Below are 16,197 nucleotides of genomic sequence, written 5' to 3'. Positions count from 1 at the left end.
ATGAGGACACTTAAATAACATTTGAATGCATTCACCTGATCATCTTCCGCTTATTAGAGGAGAAATAGCAGATTATTATTACGATAGTACCGGTATTTTATATTCCTACTCTAAAAGTGTTTTAAGAACAGTTGAGAATATTTCAGGCAATATCGCATTGGTAAAACAAATTACCGGGAATAAAAAAGTACCGCTATTAATTTATCTTACTGATTCTCCTGTGCCGGATAGGGAGACAAGAAAATTTTCAACAGAACAATTGCCGCATGTATATACGGCAATGGCGATGGTGTCAAAGCCAGGTTTAACAAAGCTGATCATGAATATCTTATTTAAGATGAAAGCACCACCTATCCCAATGAAGTCATTTACAAATGATGCAGAAGCAAAGGAATGGCTGCAACAGTATCTTTAGATCGGCCGCGCGTTCCGGAGAATAAATTTAAAATGAAGATATTTGCAATCAGAAAGATTGAACTATGCATATTATTTATCAGAGTAATACCATCATCATCCGTGAGTTTTTACCGGCAGAAATATCATTATTTACGACACTTTTTGAAGATGAAAAAGTTACCAGTTATTTGCCTTATCGTTCTCCTGAGCAATATATAGAGATGTTTCATATCGCATTGGACGATTACAAGAGGGGATTGTTTAGCCGCTGGGGAATATTCAACGCGGCGAACAACGACTTTATGGGCATGGGCCTGGCGCGAAATTTTGTAGATGTACCGGGGCAGTTGGAAATAGGTTATACGTTAAGTCCGAAATACTGGGGTAAAGGTATTGGTACAGAAGTGAGCAGGGCTTTAGTGGATTACTGTTTCACCAATACGAGCGCGGACGAGGTGGTAGCCGTTACTGACCCTGATAATATTGGTTCTCAAAAGGTGTTGGAAAAGACGGGATTTAAACGGTTGAGTAATTTAGTACGGGAGTATGGTGAGGTAACCTATTTTGTGATTCAACGGTTTGTTTAGTTCGCAAACAAAAAAGGGGATACTCTTGCAGTATCCCCCCGGGTATGAATATTTAGTTGAATTTAAAAACTGCCAGAATAATAATCACAAAGAATATTCCCATCTGTACCAGGTAAAATATGTTGAGATTCCGCATGGCACCTTTAACCGGTTCAGAAAGATATAAGGTACTTCCATTGATGTTCTTTTTTAAGGTTGATTCCTGCCGGGCCTTTACTAAAAAGCCATTCAGAATAAGAACAAGAATAAGTGTCAATTTTATTTTAAACCAGATCATGTGGGCGAAAACGCCGCCGGTACAGAACATTAAGCCCACACCTGAAGTGATCAGCAGTGCTGCTCCTATCCCTAACAGAACACCAAGTTTTGTCATTAACTCCAATAAATTCAAGGGTGCTTCTTTTTCCAGTTCCATGCGTTTGGAAAAGTTTTTGAAAGTAACAAAATCTGCCACTGTAGTGCCGGCCATTAAAGTTAATCCTGTCAGATGGGCGATCAGAGAAATTTGTAATAGAATCAGTGTGTTCATATTCGGGTAATTGTTTAACAGCACAAAAATCTATCATAATTATTTCCTGTTCATGCACCCAGGTTAACTAATTTGTGGTGGTGATACCAGTGGAAAGATTTTTTATTTTACCTTTTTTTTTGATGATTTTGTTAATCAGTTATAAATTATCCAAAAATCCCCTATTTTTATAGACGACCTCACAGATTGTATATAGAATGTAATCGCATACGACTGACGAAAACTCAAATTTTTATTCCTCATTATAACTAGTAAACTATGATCACCCTGCATATTTCTTCAGACAGGTAACAGACTGTTTTTTTATTGTCTTGTGATGGGCAACTCCCTGCTGGCAAAGCCATGGACTTGCGGTGTCTTGTTGTTGGCTAGGAACGCTCCTTCCTGCCTTTTAGTTTTCCACGCTTTCATATAAAACCCAAAATATCTATTCACTTATGAGTTATTTACAGAGTCCCCGTTTGCAGTTTTCGGGAAAATTCCAGGCCGATCCTTCCACGGTAAACAATGATCCGCAACACTTCAACACCGATCAGTTTCAAACCAGTTACGACATACCTGGCCCGGGTGCCAGCAATGGCTGGTGGAATCCTCATGGTACCGGCGCCTGGCGCTTTTATAATTGCTCCGTAAAACGGGTATATTACCTGGATGGTACTTTTTGTGATGACCCTGCCGAGGATCCCGTTGTTGGTTTGGCGGTAACCGGTGCTGATGGCCGCGCAGAAGGAAAAATTGTTGACCTTGACCCTGAGCAGCAGATGGTATCTGAGCTATGGGGCTTCCAGGTAATTGTGGGGGAAGATAATAAAACCGGCTTCCGGGGCGACTTTAAAGAAGCACCCTTCGGTGATATTTGGGTGCGCTATCCACCGGGACAACCAGATTCTTTCTTTGGTGCCTACTATCAGAGTGTGCTGAATATCACCAAATGGGCTAACCTGGGAGAATCCCGCTTTCTGAAAGAGTTGGCCTCTGTAACACCTAAAGGAGTGATACCGGAAAAACTCAGTATTAAATTCAACGTAGATGGTTTCCAGGATAACTCCTCACAGGAGGATTTTACCCTGGGCCGCGTGGTGGGTACCATTGGTCAGCAGGGCGTGCAGGAGCCTGATTATTTTACAGCAGGAAGGATGCTGAGTGCTGTTCCCGGCGCGGGCTTCAACCTGAATACCGCATATTGCATAGTAGATAACAATGTGCTGAATATTGACCTCGGTAACAGTTGTCCTACCAAGAGTGTGGGTGGCCCCGTTGCCGACAACGGCAAGCTTTACCTGGGGGTAACCCCTTCAAATGGTACTCCGGTGTCGCTGGGTGAAATCAGGTATCTCGATCCCGCCTGGTATACACTCACAGGAGGGATTGTTTCCATCACCTTAAGCGCTGAACAGGCTACGCTGGTGGCTTTCAATCCTCTGGCGGTTTTTGCAGGCTTCCCCGGTCCCCTTACCCCGATGGTATTATCAGAGAATAGTGCCGGTACTTTCCTACGGGCCGATAAATTTGTGTTCAGGATGAACCCCGGCGAAAAACAGGTGACTAAATTTTACGCCACTGCTTTCGGAAAACCATTACCCAATGCACCTATTACGCTGATATATGATCCTACTACGATCGAAGGACAAATAAAGCAAGGGCCGGTATCGGGACCAACAAATGTTGGGCAACCCCAATCTGCCTTTACGTTTCCGCTTACCGTTACCACCGGCGCTGATGGCACCGTGGAACTCCCGTTGACAGCCGCCAATCCGGGTAACCCGAGGAGGTATATAGATGGACAGGTATATGGAGTGGCCTATCAGCTGGGGACAACACCACCAATAGTAGGTGCCATACAAAACGGTAATCAGCTGTTAAATGCCCTGATATACACCGAATATGAGATACCGGATGAACCTAACTGGGTAGAACACGTACAGCCTATCTTCCAGCAGTATGCTGATCTGTATCCGGTCATGAAACCAATTGTAGATCTGTCGGATTATGCGCAGGTAAGACAACGGATTAATATCCTGAAGAATGTTTTTCATACACCTATTACCAGCCCCAATTATATGYCGGTAACCCGTGATCTTTCCGGAGGTAAACTGCATATGATCCGCAAATGGCTGGATAATCCTGTTTATATGAACCTGGACTCAGTAGAGGACCTGGTTCGGGCGTTACAAACAGCTATTGAACTGGAACATTCCACCATTCCGCCATACCTCTGCGCATTATATAGCATTAAGCCCAACTGTAATGTGGAAGTATCCGGGTTGATCCGCAGTGTGGTGATAGAGGAAATGTTGCATATGGCACTGGTATCAAACATCATGATTTCTATAGGCGGCAGTCCAAATATCTCCCATTCGCGTTTTGTGCCTAAGTACCCGGGTTCCTTACCGGGTGGATTACGTGCTGGTCTCACGGTTCGTTTAAGGCGTTGTTCTATAGACCAGATACGCGACTGCTTTATGTCGATCGAAGAACCCGAAGAAATTATTCAGCAGCGTTTCAGGTCATTGCGTCCTGCACTGATGGGAGAAGAAAGCCTGTACACCATTGCCTGGTTTTACAATCAAATCAAAAAAGCGCTGATAGATTTGAACGAGGTTGGGAAAATTACCTTCGGTCATGCTGAAAAACAGGTATCTGACTGGAGTGGTATGGGGAAACTCTATGTCATCACTTCCCTGGAGGACGCCCTGAATGCCATTGATGAAATCATGGACCAGGGAGAAGGCACCAAAGCAACCAATCCTTATGACGGACAAGGAGAACTGTCGCACTATTATAAATATGCAGAGATAGTGGCTGGTCATCACCTGGTGAGTAACGGGGAGACTTATACGTATACCGGGACAGCCATTCCTTTTGATGATGCAGGCGTGTATCCGATGGCTGATGATCCACAACCGGTTAATTATCCGAAGGGGTCTACTGCTCATATTTTGGCCACGCAGTTTGCTCAGCAGTATCAGGCATTGTTAAATGGTCTGCACCGGACGTTTAACGGGGAGCCTCATTTTTTAAGGGAAGCCATCGGGTCGATGTATTCACTGGATCTGTTGGCGCGTAAGCTCATGCAAACGCCTTCAGGATTGAATGATGGTACTACTGCCGGACCGGCATTTCAGTTGCCTTACAAAGTATGATCGATTCACATTAAATGCACACAGGCCAGCCCGTTAAGGCTGGCCTGTTGCGTTTTTCGTTTGCATTTAAACAAAAGTTTGGAAAGAATCCTTCCGAATTGTTGAAGGCCGCGGTAAAATAAGATCAATGCTTTTTACATTGACTGGTATTGAATTTCTCTTTCGATGATATACCGGGCTTTGTTGTTGACAAACTGCACTTTCTTAACCCAGTTATTTTGCCCATCATATTCATATGTATAAGTATAGGTAGCGTCTGCGCTTCCATCGGAATTGAATGCCTGCTCCTCTATCATATTATTGTGTTGGTCATACTTATAATGACTCATCCTGTTTAATACGTCTGTTTCCTTAAAATTTTTATACACTATTTCATTGCCGGTATCATCATGGGTATAATGATGTATCAGATCAATGGTGTCATCAGCTTTCCTGTCAATTCTTTCTATCATCTGTCCTTTTTCATTGTACTGATAGGTGGTTTTGCCGCCGGGTCTGTCTTTTTTATAAAATGATTGGTCTGTTATCTTGTTGCCGGCTGCATCATATGTGCTTAAAACTTTAGCGGTAATACCTTTTCCTTTCTCACTCATTTGCCATTCTATTTCCTGCCCCAGTGTATTGAAGAGGGAAACAAATTTCCTATATACGGTACCATCTGCAGCTACTTCTTTTTCTTCTTTCAAATTTTTTATGGTATCGTATTTGAAAATTCGTTTGGTGTCTGATTTTCCATTATCGTTCCATCGGCCTTTCTCTGATAAATCTCCTTTGTCGTTAAATATCACGGCAAAGGTGTTTTCATCTCTATATACGGGCTCGCCTTTCACTATTCCTTCTGCTGTAGTATCGGCGCCGAATTTAATGGAGGTGATACTGGAAATCTTTCCGTTTAAATGCATGGTTTATCGGATTGTTGGGTTCAATTTTATCATGTTAATGCCAGGGATGTGCTGGCAGGGTATTCGTGAATGTACTAAATCAAGCTGAAAAATTCTGCGGGATAAATATTAATTTGCTGCACGTTTGTCAACAGTATTCTTTTCATATGGAAATAGTCAAATGGGGTATTATTGGTTGCGGTGACGTAACAGAAGTGAAAAGCGGCCCCGCTTTCAATAAAGTGCCCAACTCTTCGCTGGTAGCGGTGATGCGCAGAGATGCAGCCAAAGCAAAGGATTACGCTATGCGTCATGGCGTGCCTAAATGGTATGACGATGCCGCACAACTTATCTATGATCCGGAAGTAAATGCGATATACATAGCTACGCCACCATTGCAGCATGAGGAGTATACACTGATGGCTATCGCTGCAGGTAAACCGGTGTATGTGGAAAAACCCATGACCCTGAATGCTGCTGCCGCCATTCGTATGAATGAAGCAGCTTTGAGCAGTAATATTAAGTTAAGCGTAGCGCATTACCGCAGGGCACAGCCAGTGTTTTTAAAAGTAAAAGAGCTATTGGCGGACAATGCCATCGGCGCTGTACGTTTTGTATCCTTACAAATGTTGCAGCCACCGGCTTCTAAGCTGATTGCGGGTTCCACTACTAACTGGCGCCTGGATCCAGCGATTTCGGGTGGTGGCTTATTCCATGATCTGGCCCCGCATCAGCTGGATTTAATGATTTACTTTTTTGGAGAAGTAGCGCATGCGGCTGGAATCGCGGTGAATCAGGCAGATCTGTCGCCGGCAGACGACCTGGTAACCGGGCATATTTTATTTAAGAATGGTGTTGTTTTCAATGGCACCTGGTGTTTTACGGTGTCAAAAGAGGATCAGCAAGATGTGTGTGAAATAACTGGTTCAGCAGGCACGATCAGTTTCCCGGTGTTTGGAAGTAAGATCACCCTGCGTAAAGACGGGCTATCAGAAACATTTACTTTTGACGCATTACCACATGTGCAACAGCCGATGATAGAACAGGTAACGAATTATTTTTTAGGGAAAGGGCCAAATCCTTGTTCCGCGAAGCAGGCGATACTATCTATGCAACTAATGGATAGCTTTACGCAGCAACGGTAAACATCTTACGAAATAAAAAAAACTGGAACTACTACTTGTTCCGGTTTTTTGATTTCGTAATGAAAGCATTATTTTTCATCGTTTCAAATCCTCAGGATATCTTTATCCGGGTGTTATTTTTTCTTCTTTGCCGCTGATTTTTTCTCATTTTCCTTTACCCGGAATTTTACAATTTTCCCTATCAGGGTCAATGGCATTGGCTCATCGAGCGGAAACTGAACAGATCCTTTCCCGGTCTTATATCCGGCCAGTTCGGCTTTGAATTGCTCCATTCCCGATGGGATGGGATAAAAGCCGATATGGTTTTTGAAGGCGGCAAAATATACCAGGTGGCCGTTTTGCTTAAAGGCCGGCATGCCATAGCTGATGGTTTCTTCCGCTTTGGGGGCCGATTTTTTAACAGTGGCTCGTACTTGTTCCAATATCTCCTGAATGTCTGGCGGAAAGCCGGCGATGTATTCATCTATGGTGCTGATAGTTGTACTTTTCATGGCGATCAGTAATTTGAGTAACCCTACAAATTTACGGTTTCGCTTTCGGTGATATGTGGTGCAAAGGCGACAATAACCGGTGCTGTATGCGACAAAAAAGAGGCGGCCTCAAAAGTACCGGGAATAAAATAAAATTATTACGGTTTATAATTACCTTTATTACCGCTACTTTCCTTCATGTGAAAAGCGTTCATTCATAGCGAACAGGCCAAATCATTTATGACATATCCAACAGCGTCCGCCGAACCCAAAAAGTTAATAGGACTTGACCACTTGCGGGCTTTAGCCATTATTATGGTATTGTTTTATCACTACCGCATGTTTGCGCATCCGGAATGGGTGGATACAGTAATGGGCTTCGGCTGGACAGGGGTCGACTTATTCTTTGTATTAAGTGGGTTCCTGATTTCTTCGCAACTGTTTGAAAGAATGGCCAGGGGGAAAGCCATTTCCTTGCCGGAATTTTTCATTAAACGTTTCTTCAGGATCATCCCACCTTACCTGGTGGTATTGGCTATTTATTTTTTGATTCCTGCATTCCGGGAAAGGGAAAGCTTGCCGCCACTGTGGAAGTTTCTGACATTTACACAAAACCTGGGGTTAGATCTTAAAACCAGCGGCACCTTTTCGCATGCATGGTCGTTGTGTGTGGAGGAACACTTTTATTTGTTTTTTCCATTGGTGCTGGCGGCTTTGATCGCTTTTAAAGCGGAAAAGAAGGGCTGGGTGTTGTTGGTGGCGTTGTTTCTTTTTGGTTTCGGGGTCCGGTTATATAGCTGGCATTACCTGATTGTGCCTACAGCAGCAGCAGATAATGCATGGAAATACTGGTACATGTATATGTACTATCCTACTTACAACCGGTTAGATGGTTTATTGGCCGGGGTGTCTATTGCCGCATTGTTTGCCTTCAAGCCATCAGTAAAGGAAAGGATTACAAAGCATGGCAATGCGATTTTAGGCATCAGTATATTGGTGTTGGCGGGTGCCTGGTTTTTGTGTGAAGACCAGAGCGGTTTTGCGGCTTCTATCTTCGGATATCCATTGATATCTGTGGGGTATGGATTAATGGTCATTGCGGCAGTGAGTCCCTCCGGCTTTCTATACCGGGTGAGCAGCCGTGCTACAGCTTTGATAGCGAAACTCTCTTTTGTTCTTTATTTATCGCATAAGGGTGTGATACACCTGGTGCAGCCACTCTTTGAAAAAGCGGGGATGGTACCCAAAGGCAACCTGATGTTGGTGGCGAGTTTGCTGGCAGCACTGGCGGGGGCTTTTGTACTGAATAAAATAGTGGAGGTACCCTTCCTGAGGCTCAGACAGCGGGTGTTGGATAAACGAAAATTGGACGGGGCACCAGTAGCAGTGGAAACCGTGACGGTTTAACAAACAGGCTGTTTAAAATACGCTGCTAATCTTTGCCGGGTGACGATATCCGTTTTCCGGGTCCATATTTCATGGCTCAGGGAAGTAATAGTATCCAGTTCACAGAATCCCATTCGTTCAATGGTTCTCCCGGTTTCAATCACATCTACAATGGCGTCTGCAATATGAAGGAAGAGAGCTGCTTCATGGGAGCCTTCCATCGGAATGATGCGGGCTGTCATATGATGCGCCGTGATATAGTTTTGTGAGATGGCGCTGAATTTTGTGCAGATCGTTTTGATATGCGATAAGGGGACGGGCCGCGGTGCTATCAGCGACAGGCGGCATTGTTGCAGCGGTAGTGGCTGCAGGCAGCTCAGGCCGGGAAAGCCGTATTCATGAAACCATATGGAGCTGGCGATGCCGACGTCTATATGTCCCTGTTCCAATAGCCAGCACATATCTTTACTACGTACAGTCAGCAATGTTATGTTGCGGGCGCTGTCGTGGTACACCGGAACGTCTCCTTTTCTGAAGCTGTGAAAGGACGGAGAGGTGGACATCTCTATAAATGATAAAGACTCATGGAAGCCCCTCCCTTTGCCGATTGCTATCCTAAGGGGTGTTGCATCTATGTGGCGTGAATCGGAATGATATAGTTGCATATGTTATAAATTAGTTGCCCATGTCAGCAATTGAGCGAGGCATGCTTCCTGGCTATGCTGATCTGTTCTGAGAATATTGGCGCCGAAAGCTTTTCCTAAACTTAAATATTGTTCCATGTAGCCGGTGTGATAGTCTATATCGAACGTTTCTTCTGTTCTTATGGCCAGTCGTTGCAGGGTGGTGCTGATCCCAGCATAGCAAAGTGTAGTGGGAGGAACCGGGAGCCAGTCCTGCCGATATGCTGCGGGTATCAGGGTAAAGATGGTCATCCAGTGTCGGTCGAATACCAGTATGTCCTGATCGTTTTCCTGTAAGAGGGTATTGATGGCTGCTCTTCCCAGGTCAGCCACCTGCTGGTATTCTTTTTTTGCTGCATGCGCAATCAGGGCGGCGCCTGTTTTTCCACCAAAGGGGCGGAGGTAGGTGCCTCCGGTAGCCTGTGCCAGCAGGGTAGCCATGGTGGTTTTACCGGCGCCGTCATGTCCGTCTATTGCCAGTATTAAGGGGCGTTGTTGTTGATCCATGCGTTTGTTGCGGCTATCTTAATGATGAGGATAGAGCTGTACATTGCCTTCTCTTTCATCCAGCTTTACCTGGTATTTGCCGGCGCCTTTATGCCCGCTTTTAAGGATGGCGCCTGCAGCCTGGTTCAGCTTCATCAGTCCGCGTGCGGATACTGCTTTGAAAGGTCGTTTATCCGTTGCCGTTGGATAAATCACCACCTTGTCTTTTTCTACGGTGATGCCTACACGCTTGCCCTGTCCCTTTTCAAATTTGAGCAGCTGACGGGCAGCAGGAGGGAGGGTAATAATACCTGCAGGAGAAATGGTCCTGCTGCTGAGATTTTCTTTGAATGAAGTAGCCATTTTTTTATTTTTTTAGTGAGATATATCACCGGGAATAGCCTGCTATTCCTGGTTTATATTGAACATGGAAGAATAAGCTTTTTCATAATTTTCATATAATTTTTCCGGGGCAGCTCCTTTTCGCCACAGGTCTTTATCCATGGATTCAGCTTGTTCAGGATGGAGGCTGTTCCAGCGGATGCGCATACAATCGGGACTGATTTCTCCATAGATAAGTTTGCCGGTACGGTCAATGAAAATGCACATATCAATTAAGGTGATCCCGGATTGAAAGAACATTTTTTCCAGCCAGAGGAAAGTTTCCAGCGCCATCTTTTTGGCAAAAGGTAGGTCCAGTATCCATAGTGCGGCGTAATCATCCGAAATAGGTTCATCTGCCAGCCGGTTATTTTTTTCATCTGTAAGCGGATGACGCCAGTCGAAACATACCACTGGGGTGTCAAAGCGGGTCCAGGTCGTAATGGGCGCCTGATCCTTGCGGGTAGATGGATACTTTGCGGTATACAGGTATCGGTGTACGGGTGAGCCGATATGATATCTTTTGATTCTTGTTTCTATGTTACAGGTATCTACCAGGTGCTGTACAATGAACAGGCCCTGTTCATTTTCTATTTCGGCCAGGAATGCGCTGGCAGGGGCATATGGGCGACCTTTGCCGTAAGCTGTCATTTTACGGTATATGGCAGTGGTGAATTTAATGCGGATGGCATCGGTACCATCTACCAGTCCATAACGATTATGTGTATACGAATATACTGTAGGCTTGAATTTTTCAATCACCACTTTCGGCGTCCAGTATTTAATGATTTTGCTTTCTCCTTCCACTAAAAGCGATAGCTGTTCAAAATCAAAGGGTAGCTTTTGCAGGATACGTTCTATAATGCTTTCTGTTTGCACTGCCGTGTTAATGGTGATCGTATGGGGATCAGGCGCCTGCTCCGGGGTATCTTTCAATAGGAGGCATATATCATATTTCTCCGACAGCGAGGGATCAATAAGGGTAATGGGAAACTCCAGCTCCTGCAGTTGTTGTACTGCGTAAGCAACCCGGCTACCGGTCAGGGCGCTGCAATGATTTATTATTCCGATGTTCTTCATATTTGACATGCTTTATCTTTTAGCGTAAAAATTCCGGTACCTCCCATTCATCGTATGCAAAGGCGTGGTAGGTATCATTGAGTACATACAGTAATTTCAGGGTAGCTGCGTAGGCATTGGAAATAGCTTTCCAGGGGCGGCCATTTTCGCAAAACGCTACCTGTTCTTCTATGGCGTAATTGAGTGTCACTTTCGTCCACTGATTGATCAGTTCTTTATTATTGGGGGCGTGCATCGCCGCCCGCATGCCTTTTGCAATATGCATGGGGATTTTAATAAAATACTGATAGAGGTTCGCTTTGCCTTCCAGTCCGGAGTGGGTACCTTCTTTGGCCAGGAATCCCGCCATGCCCAGCAGCTGGCGCATGCGTACATACCCGAAGCTGAAGTTGCGGTATAACAGATCAGCAGCCGATTTCACTGGTATCACAGCTTCTCCGTAAAGGCACAGCACATGCTGATCGAGATTGTCGCCGGACAAGGATTGAAAACCGTAAAAGTCCCCTTCATCATATACACTGATGTTAATATCCACTCCTTTATAGGTGGGGTTTTGTCCGCTTAGTTTGCGTAATGCTGCATCGGCATCTTTTACATATAAGATGACGTCATAGTCTGCGAAGCTTTCACTGGTAACAGAGGAACCGTATACAAATATGGCGAGCAGGTTTTCGGTTAGCATGCTGTGGAGGTCAGCTGCAAAGCCAAAGCGTTCCTGCTGTGCAGGCGTCAACGGGCTTTCTTTCACCAGCAGCGGGGTAGTGGCCACGCCACTGCTTAACGCCGTCAGTAAGCGGCCGTACATCTTTTTGATGGCACTGATCCGGTCAAAGGAAGGACTGTCCGTAGCATAGCCGCATTGCAGCACAAATTGCTGCAGTGCTTCCCTGGTGATCGTATCTATCTCCAGGGACTCCAGGTAAAAAGATACCTGCCATAGGCGGTCGAGTTTACTTTGTATGGTGGCTTCTGTAAAGCGGTTTTGGATGATGGCCGCGCTGAGGGTGCAGCCGGCGAGAAACAGCAACGACTGCAGGTAATACCGGTTGGTGCCCATACCCGTGTCTGCATTTACGGACAGCAGCGGGTGATATGTTTTCAATGACTGTATAAATTGACTATATGCTTCATCCGCCGGATCGGTAGCGGCTTCCTGCCGGAACCGTTCAAAGAACAGTGGGTGGAAAAGGGAAGAGAGCTCCAGCAGGTTTCTGCTGACAGGTCTGGGATTAATAAGTTGCTGCGCGGTGGCGATAGTGAAAAAATCGCGCAGCTCGGAAGGGGTAAGCTCTTCATTAAAAAGCACAAAGGTAAAATCGCTTTCTTCCTTTTCCCGCCATCCGGGCGGCATGGTGACGATACGATAGCCGGCATATTTATTTTTAAATATGGAGCGGAAGGGGTTCATATCTACCGTGGCTGGTATAGACAGTTGATCTTTCAAAGTAGCTGCTTTGAGAAAATGAGATAGTAATGCCTGCTAACTCCTGCAAAAAGCCTATTTATGATGAAGGATGTTTATTGCCCTGGGGGAGGCGATCATTCAGGATAAATCAGATAATTCCGGTCTAAGGGGTTTAATTAAAACAAATCACTTTGAGGTTCAGAAACAAATTTTTATTCTTAATATGTTAACGTGTTATAGCTTCATAAACTATGTATTTAAAGTTATGTCATTTCTTTCAAAATTCAAATTTTATAATCGTGTACAGGCAGGAAAGAAGCCGCCGGATCGGGATGATCCGGCGGGTGTATGTATAAATAAATGTTATCCGAAATTGGACTCACGGTGCCTGGTAAGGTCCGCCGGGTTCTCCCCATCCCCATTTGGGCATAGGTTCATCGGGATTCATCTGGACTTCTTTTTCATTGGAGTTGATCACTGCTATCCGGGTACCCCATTCTATATATGCTACAAAGGCAGAGCGGAACTCCGGGTCTGCCGGCAAATCCATTTCATCTGCGGTAGCGAGTAAAAGCTGCACCCATTTTTGCCGGTGTGCTTCCGTGAGGTGTTTCCCCAGGTGTTTCTGGATCATGGCCGCATGTGATCCTTCTCCTCCGCTATATAGTTTTGGTCCGCCAAAAACTTCGGCGATAAAATGGGCTACATGCAACTGGTGCTCGGGCGACATATGTTTAAATACCGGGCCTAATAATTCATCCAGTACCACTTTGTCGTAAAATGCACGGATCAGTTTTTCAAATACCGGCATACCGCCGGCCCATTCGTACAATGTTGGGATACTTTTGTTGGTCATTTTTTAAGTAAAGCTAAAAAGGTTAAACATGGTAATCAAGAGCCTACCAAAAAGTAAGTGCGGTGAACTTGTTGGCCCTGGCGCATTTGCGGCATCACTGAACAAGATGTTTACACTACCAGAAGGAAAAGCTATTTCAAGTTATGCTTTTTTCTGCCGGAGGCAAATTTTGTGTGTACACTATTTCATAAGAAGGGATTGTTATTTTATACGTTCCCTCTTTTACAACAAATTGTATGTTGTATCTTGAGGGTAAAAATTTATGAAATGAAACACCTCGTGTTATCTCTCCTATACACCATTTCAATCACCGCAACAGCACAACAAACCAGACCCGTAGATGCTATCCTTGATGAGTTTTATCATCATCCGGAACATGTCATGGTGGCGGCACACCGTGCTGCCCATACCAAATATCCGGAAAACTCACTGGCCGCCGTACAGGAAGCCATTGATCAGGGAATCGACATCGCAGAAATTGATGTGCAGGAAACAAAAGATCATATCCTCATCATCATGCATGACGATAACATTACCCGCGCTACCGGTAAAACAGGTAAAATAATAGACTATACCTACGCGGAATTATTGCAATTCCCACTATTATACAATGGGCTGCCTACGAAAGAAAAGATTCCCACGTTTGAAGAACTGCTGCAGCTGACTAAAGGGAAAATTATGGTGGATGTAGACTTTAAAGCAGACAGTAAGGACGCTGCAAAACAGGCGGTATCGCTGATTGCTACCCACAAAATGGAAGACCAGGTATTATTCTTTATTTACGAACATCCGTTTGCGACGCAGCTGCTGGAGTGGAATCCAAAATTACCCATCATGCCGAGAGCGCATAACATAACTGAGATAGGAGAGATCCTTAAAATGGGTAAATTCCCGGTGATCCATATAGACGATACTTTTTATGCTGATTCATTGATGCAACGTATTACCCACAGTGGAACAAGGATCTGGATCAATGCACTGGGGAAATATGATAAACTGGAGGAGCAACAGGCAGATAGCGGGTTTGATCAGCGGATCAGAGACGCAAAGTATGCCAATGCTATCCAGACGAACTTTCCGGAAAAACTATTGGCATACCTGCGTAAGAAAGGCCTGCACAAATAATTATTGAGCAGGATAATATTGTTTTAACCAGGTAATCATTTTTGTAAATACATCCATAGAAGCTGTTAACCCTACTCCATGTTTTTCTGTTGGATACAACTCAAATTGTGTAGGAATGTTCAGCGAAGTTAATTTCCTGTGTAACTTCTCCGCCTGACTTACATGCACCAATGGATCTTCTCCGCCATGGAACAGGATGGTAGGTACTCCACTTGCTTTGGTAAGTTGATAATACGGGCTGGCATCAAAAGCGATTTTTGCCGCCGGATCAGGTTCGCCCAGCAGGCGCGCTACTTTTTCATCTGCATCTTTATTTTCCTGCCGCACTTTTTTGTCAGTGAGATCTGTTGGTCCCCACAAATCCACTACTGTTTTTACCTGGTGCATACTATCACAGGCATATGCATATTGCAGGGCAAGATAAGCGCCTGCACTACCACCTATCAATGCAAACTGGCTACCATCGAATTTCAGTTTTTTAGATTTGGAAGAAATGAAAGCCAATGCTTTCCGTACGTCATCCAGCTGAGCAGGATAAATATTTTTGTTATCCCTGATCAGGCGATAGTTCATAGATACTACGCCGTAATGCAGTCTGCCGGCCAGTTCTTCGATGAGTTGTTTAGGGAATTCTTTTTTGTCACCACCTGTCCAGCCACCGCCATGCAGGTATACAATTATTTTAGTATTCGCGTTATGGTCTTCCGGCATGTAAGCATCCAGCATATTATCTTCACCTGCATCACCATAAGGGACGTTGCGCAGCGTAATATAAGTGGGTGCGGCGGTAGTCACAGCAGGGAGTATCGCAGTGCCGGTGATGCCATCGCGGAGATTGTTTTTAACGAGGTAGCTGACTAGTGCTTCAGGATGATCGCTCTGTATGCCTTGTACTCCTTTGCGCATCGCAGCGTTCCAGTCGGCCGGGCCTTCAGTAGGTGTTTGTGCGTCGAGCCACACGGCCACATTGTGTTTTCGGGCAACGGCCAGCATCGCACTGTCGGTAACATTATCCAGTACTGCTAATGCAATGTTGTCGAGGAAATAATTCAACTGTTCAGGACTGTTCATTTCATCGGGTACACTGCTCATCAGGGGCACTTGTGGTGCGATTTTTCTCCAGGGTTTATATTGTTCTTTTTTATTGAGATAAACAATTACCTGTTTCTCCATTCCTGCTGCCTGGATCTGCTTCCAGGTTTCGGCTACATCGGCGTCTTTAAAGTCCAGGTAAATATTCACCTTACCTTTGCAGGCCTGTAGCGCTTCTGCAAAGGTAGGCACGCGGTAGTCTTTGCCATCTTTACTATTTACCTTTAGCTGTTTGATGGCAGCAAGGGTAAGGTCGGCTACATTGCCTTTGCCATTGGTCATTCGGTCAACGGTGCCATCATGCATCAGTACCAGTTGTCCGTCTTTGGTGGTGCGTAGATCCAGTTCTGCATAGTCAGCGCCGCATTGAATCGTAGCTGCTATCGCTGCTACTGTATTTTCCGGCATATCTACATGGTTGCCGCGATGTGCTACTACCACAAATTTATTTTTGGTAACAGGCAGCGGTGAGGCTGCCTGTTGCGCGATAGCGGAATAAATAAAAAGAAAGGTGCCGGCGAATATGAGGAGTCTTTTCATGTGCATTTTTGA

At 45.0% G+C, this 16,197-nt stretch carries 16 protein-coding genes; 6 read left to right on the top strand and 10 right to left on the bottom strand.

Going from position 1 to position 16,197, the window contains the following annotated elements:
- Window positions 1-25: 25 nt before the first annotated feature.
- Complete coding sequence (locus tag AB4Z08_RS18900; protein WP_441575326.1) at window positions 26-415, top strand: STAS/SEC14 domain-containing protein; 390 nt, start codon at window positions 26-28, stop codon at window positions 413-415.
- Between the two features lie 64 nt (window positions 416-479).
- Window positions 480-983 carry a GNAT family N-acetyltransferase gene (locus AB4Z08_RS18895; protein WP_441575325.1) on the top strand — a complete coding sequence of 168 codons (504 nt, stop codon included), beginning with the start codon at window positions 480-482 and terminating at the stop codon, window positions 981-983.
- Window positions 984-1,035: 52 nt separating this feature from the next.
- Here the strand turns inward: AB4Z08_RS18895 and AB4Z08_RS18890 are convergent, their stop codons facing one another.
- Window positions 1,036-1,512 (bottom strand): hypothetical protein, encoded by a 477-nt coding sequence (locus tag AB4Z08_RS18890; RefSeq protein ID WP_441575324.1) that lies wholly within the window; start codon window positions 1,510-1,512, stop codon window positions 1,036-1,038.
- 437 nt (window positions 1,513-1,949) lie between these two features.
- Between AB4Z08_RS18890 and AB4Z08_RS18885 the strand changes: the two genes are divergently transcribed.
- A complete protein-coding gene (locus AB4Z08_RS18885) occupies window positions 1,950-4,655 on the top strand; it encodes a ferritin-like domain-containing protein (RefSeq protein WP_441575323.1) in 2,706 nt (901 codons plus the stop codon).
- A gap of 134 nt (window positions 4,656-4,789) precedes the next feature.
- On the opposite strand, the gene AB4Z08_RS18880 is transcribed toward AB4Z08_RS18885, so the two are convergent.
- Window positions 4,790-5,557 (bottom strand): hypothetical protein, encoded by a 768-nt coding sequence (locus AB4Z08_RS18880; protein ID WP_441575322.1) that lies wholly within the window; start codon window positions 5,555-5,557, stop codon window positions 4,790-4,792.
- A gap of 146 nt (window positions 5,558-5,703) precedes the next feature.
- Between AB4Z08_RS18880 and AB4Z08_RS18875 the strand changes: the two genes are divergently transcribed.
- Complete coding sequence (locus tag AB4Z08_RS18875) at window positions 5,704-6,681, top strand: Gfo/Idh/MocA family protein (protein WP_441575321.1); 978 nt, start codon at window positions 5,704-5,706, stop codon at window positions 6,679-6,681.
- A gap of 113 nt (window positions 6,682-6,794) precedes the next feature.
- Here AB4Z08_RS18875 and AB4Z08_RS18870 read toward each other — a convergent pair whose 3' ends face one another.
- Window positions 6,795-7,172: an iron chaperone gene (locus tag AB4Z08_RS18870; RefSeq protein WP_441575320.1), complete on the bottom strand. Its 378-nt coding sequence runs from the start codon at window positions 7,170-7,172 to the stop codon at window positions 6,795-6,797.
- A 219-nt stretch (window positions 7,173-7,391) separates the two neighbouring features.
- On the opposite strand from AB4Z08_RS18870, the gene AB4Z08_RS18865 reads away from it, so the two are divergent.
- On the top strand, window positions 7,392-8,558 hold the full coding sequence (locus AB4Z08_RS18865; protein WP_441575319.1) for an acyltransferase family protein: 1,167 nt from the start codon (window positions 7,392-7,394) through the stop codon (window positions 8,556-8,558).
- Here AB4Z08_RS18865 and hisG read toward each other — a convergent pair.
- The 6 genes from hisG to AB4Z08_RS18835 all read right to left on the bottom strand — a co-directional run bounded on the left by hisG (window position 8,555) and on the right by AB4Z08_RS18835 (window position 13,428).
- Complete coding sequence (gene hisG / locus AB4Z08_RS18860) at window positions 8,555-9,202, bottom strand: ATP phosphoribosyltransferase (protein WP_441575318.1); 648 nt, start codon at window positions 9,200-9,202, stop codon at window positions 8,555-8,557. The genes AB4Z08_RS18865 and hisG overlap by 4 nt on opposite strands.
- A gap of 3 nt (window positions 9,203-9,205) precedes the next feature.
- On the bottom strand, window positions 9,206-9,727 hold the full coding sequence (locus tag AB4Z08_RS18855) for a hypothetical protein (protein ID WP_441575317.1): 522 nt from the start codon (window positions 9,725-9,727) through the stop codon (window positions 9,206-9,208).
- A gap of 18 nt (window positions 9,728-9,745) precedes the next feature.
- Window positions 9,746-10,069 carry an AbrB/MazE/SpoVT family DNA-binding domain-containing protein gene (locus AB4Z08_RS18850; protein ID WP_441575316.1) on the bottom strand — a complete coding sequence of 108 codons (324 nt, stop codon included), beginning with the start codon at window positions 10,067-10,069 and terminating at the stop codon, window positions 9,746-9,748.
- A gap of 42 nt (window positions 10,070-10,111) precedes the next feature.
- A complete protein-coding gene (locus AB4Z08_RS18845) occupies window positions 10,112-11,167 on the bottom strand; it encodes a phosphoribosylaminoimidazolesuccinocarboxamide synthase (protein WP_441575315.1) in 1,056 nt (351 codons plus the stop codon).
- A gap of 19 nt (window positions 11,168-11,186) precedes the next feature.
- A complete protein-coding gene (locus AB4Z08_RS18840; protein WP_441575314.1) occupies window positions 11,187-12,611 on the bottom strand; it encodes a hypothetical protein in 1,425 nt (474 codons plus the stop codon).
- A gap of 340 nt (window positions 12,612-12,951) precedes the next feature.
- Entirely contained in the window at window positions 12,952-13,428 is a 477-nt protein-coding gene (locus AB4Z08_RS18835) for a group II truncated hemoglobin (protein ID WP_441575313.1), read from the bottom strand.
- Between the two features lie 267 nt (window positions 13,429-13,695).
- Here AB4Z08_RS18835 and AB4Z08_RS18830 point away from each other — a divergent pair, with 267 nt between their 5' ends.
- Entirely contained in the window at window positions 13,696-14,553 is an 858-nt protein-coding gene (locus tag AB4Z08_RS18830; RefSeq protein ID WP_441575312.1) for a glycerophosphodiester phosphodiesterase family protein, read from the top strand.
- On the opposite strand, the gene AB4Z08_RS18825 is transcribed toward AB4Z08_RS18830, so the two are convergent.
- The gene (locus AB4Z08_RS18825; RefSeq protein ID WP_441575311.1) at window positions 14,554-16,185 is read right to left on the bottom strand and encodes a glycerophosphodiester phosphodiesterase family protein; all 1,632 of its coding nucleotides are present in this window, start codon (window positions 16,183-16,185) and stop codon (window positions 14,554-14,556) included.
- Window positions 16,186-16,197 lie beyond the last annotated feature (12 nt).

The sequence above is a fragment of the Chitinophaga sp. RAB17 genome (assembly GCF_052114225.1).
Lineage (GTDB): Bacteria > Bacteroidota > Bacteroidia > Chitinophagales > Chitinophagaceae > Chitinophaga.
Note: the sequence above shows the minus strand (reverse complement) of the source record. Positions and strands in the feature narration are given on the sequence as shown.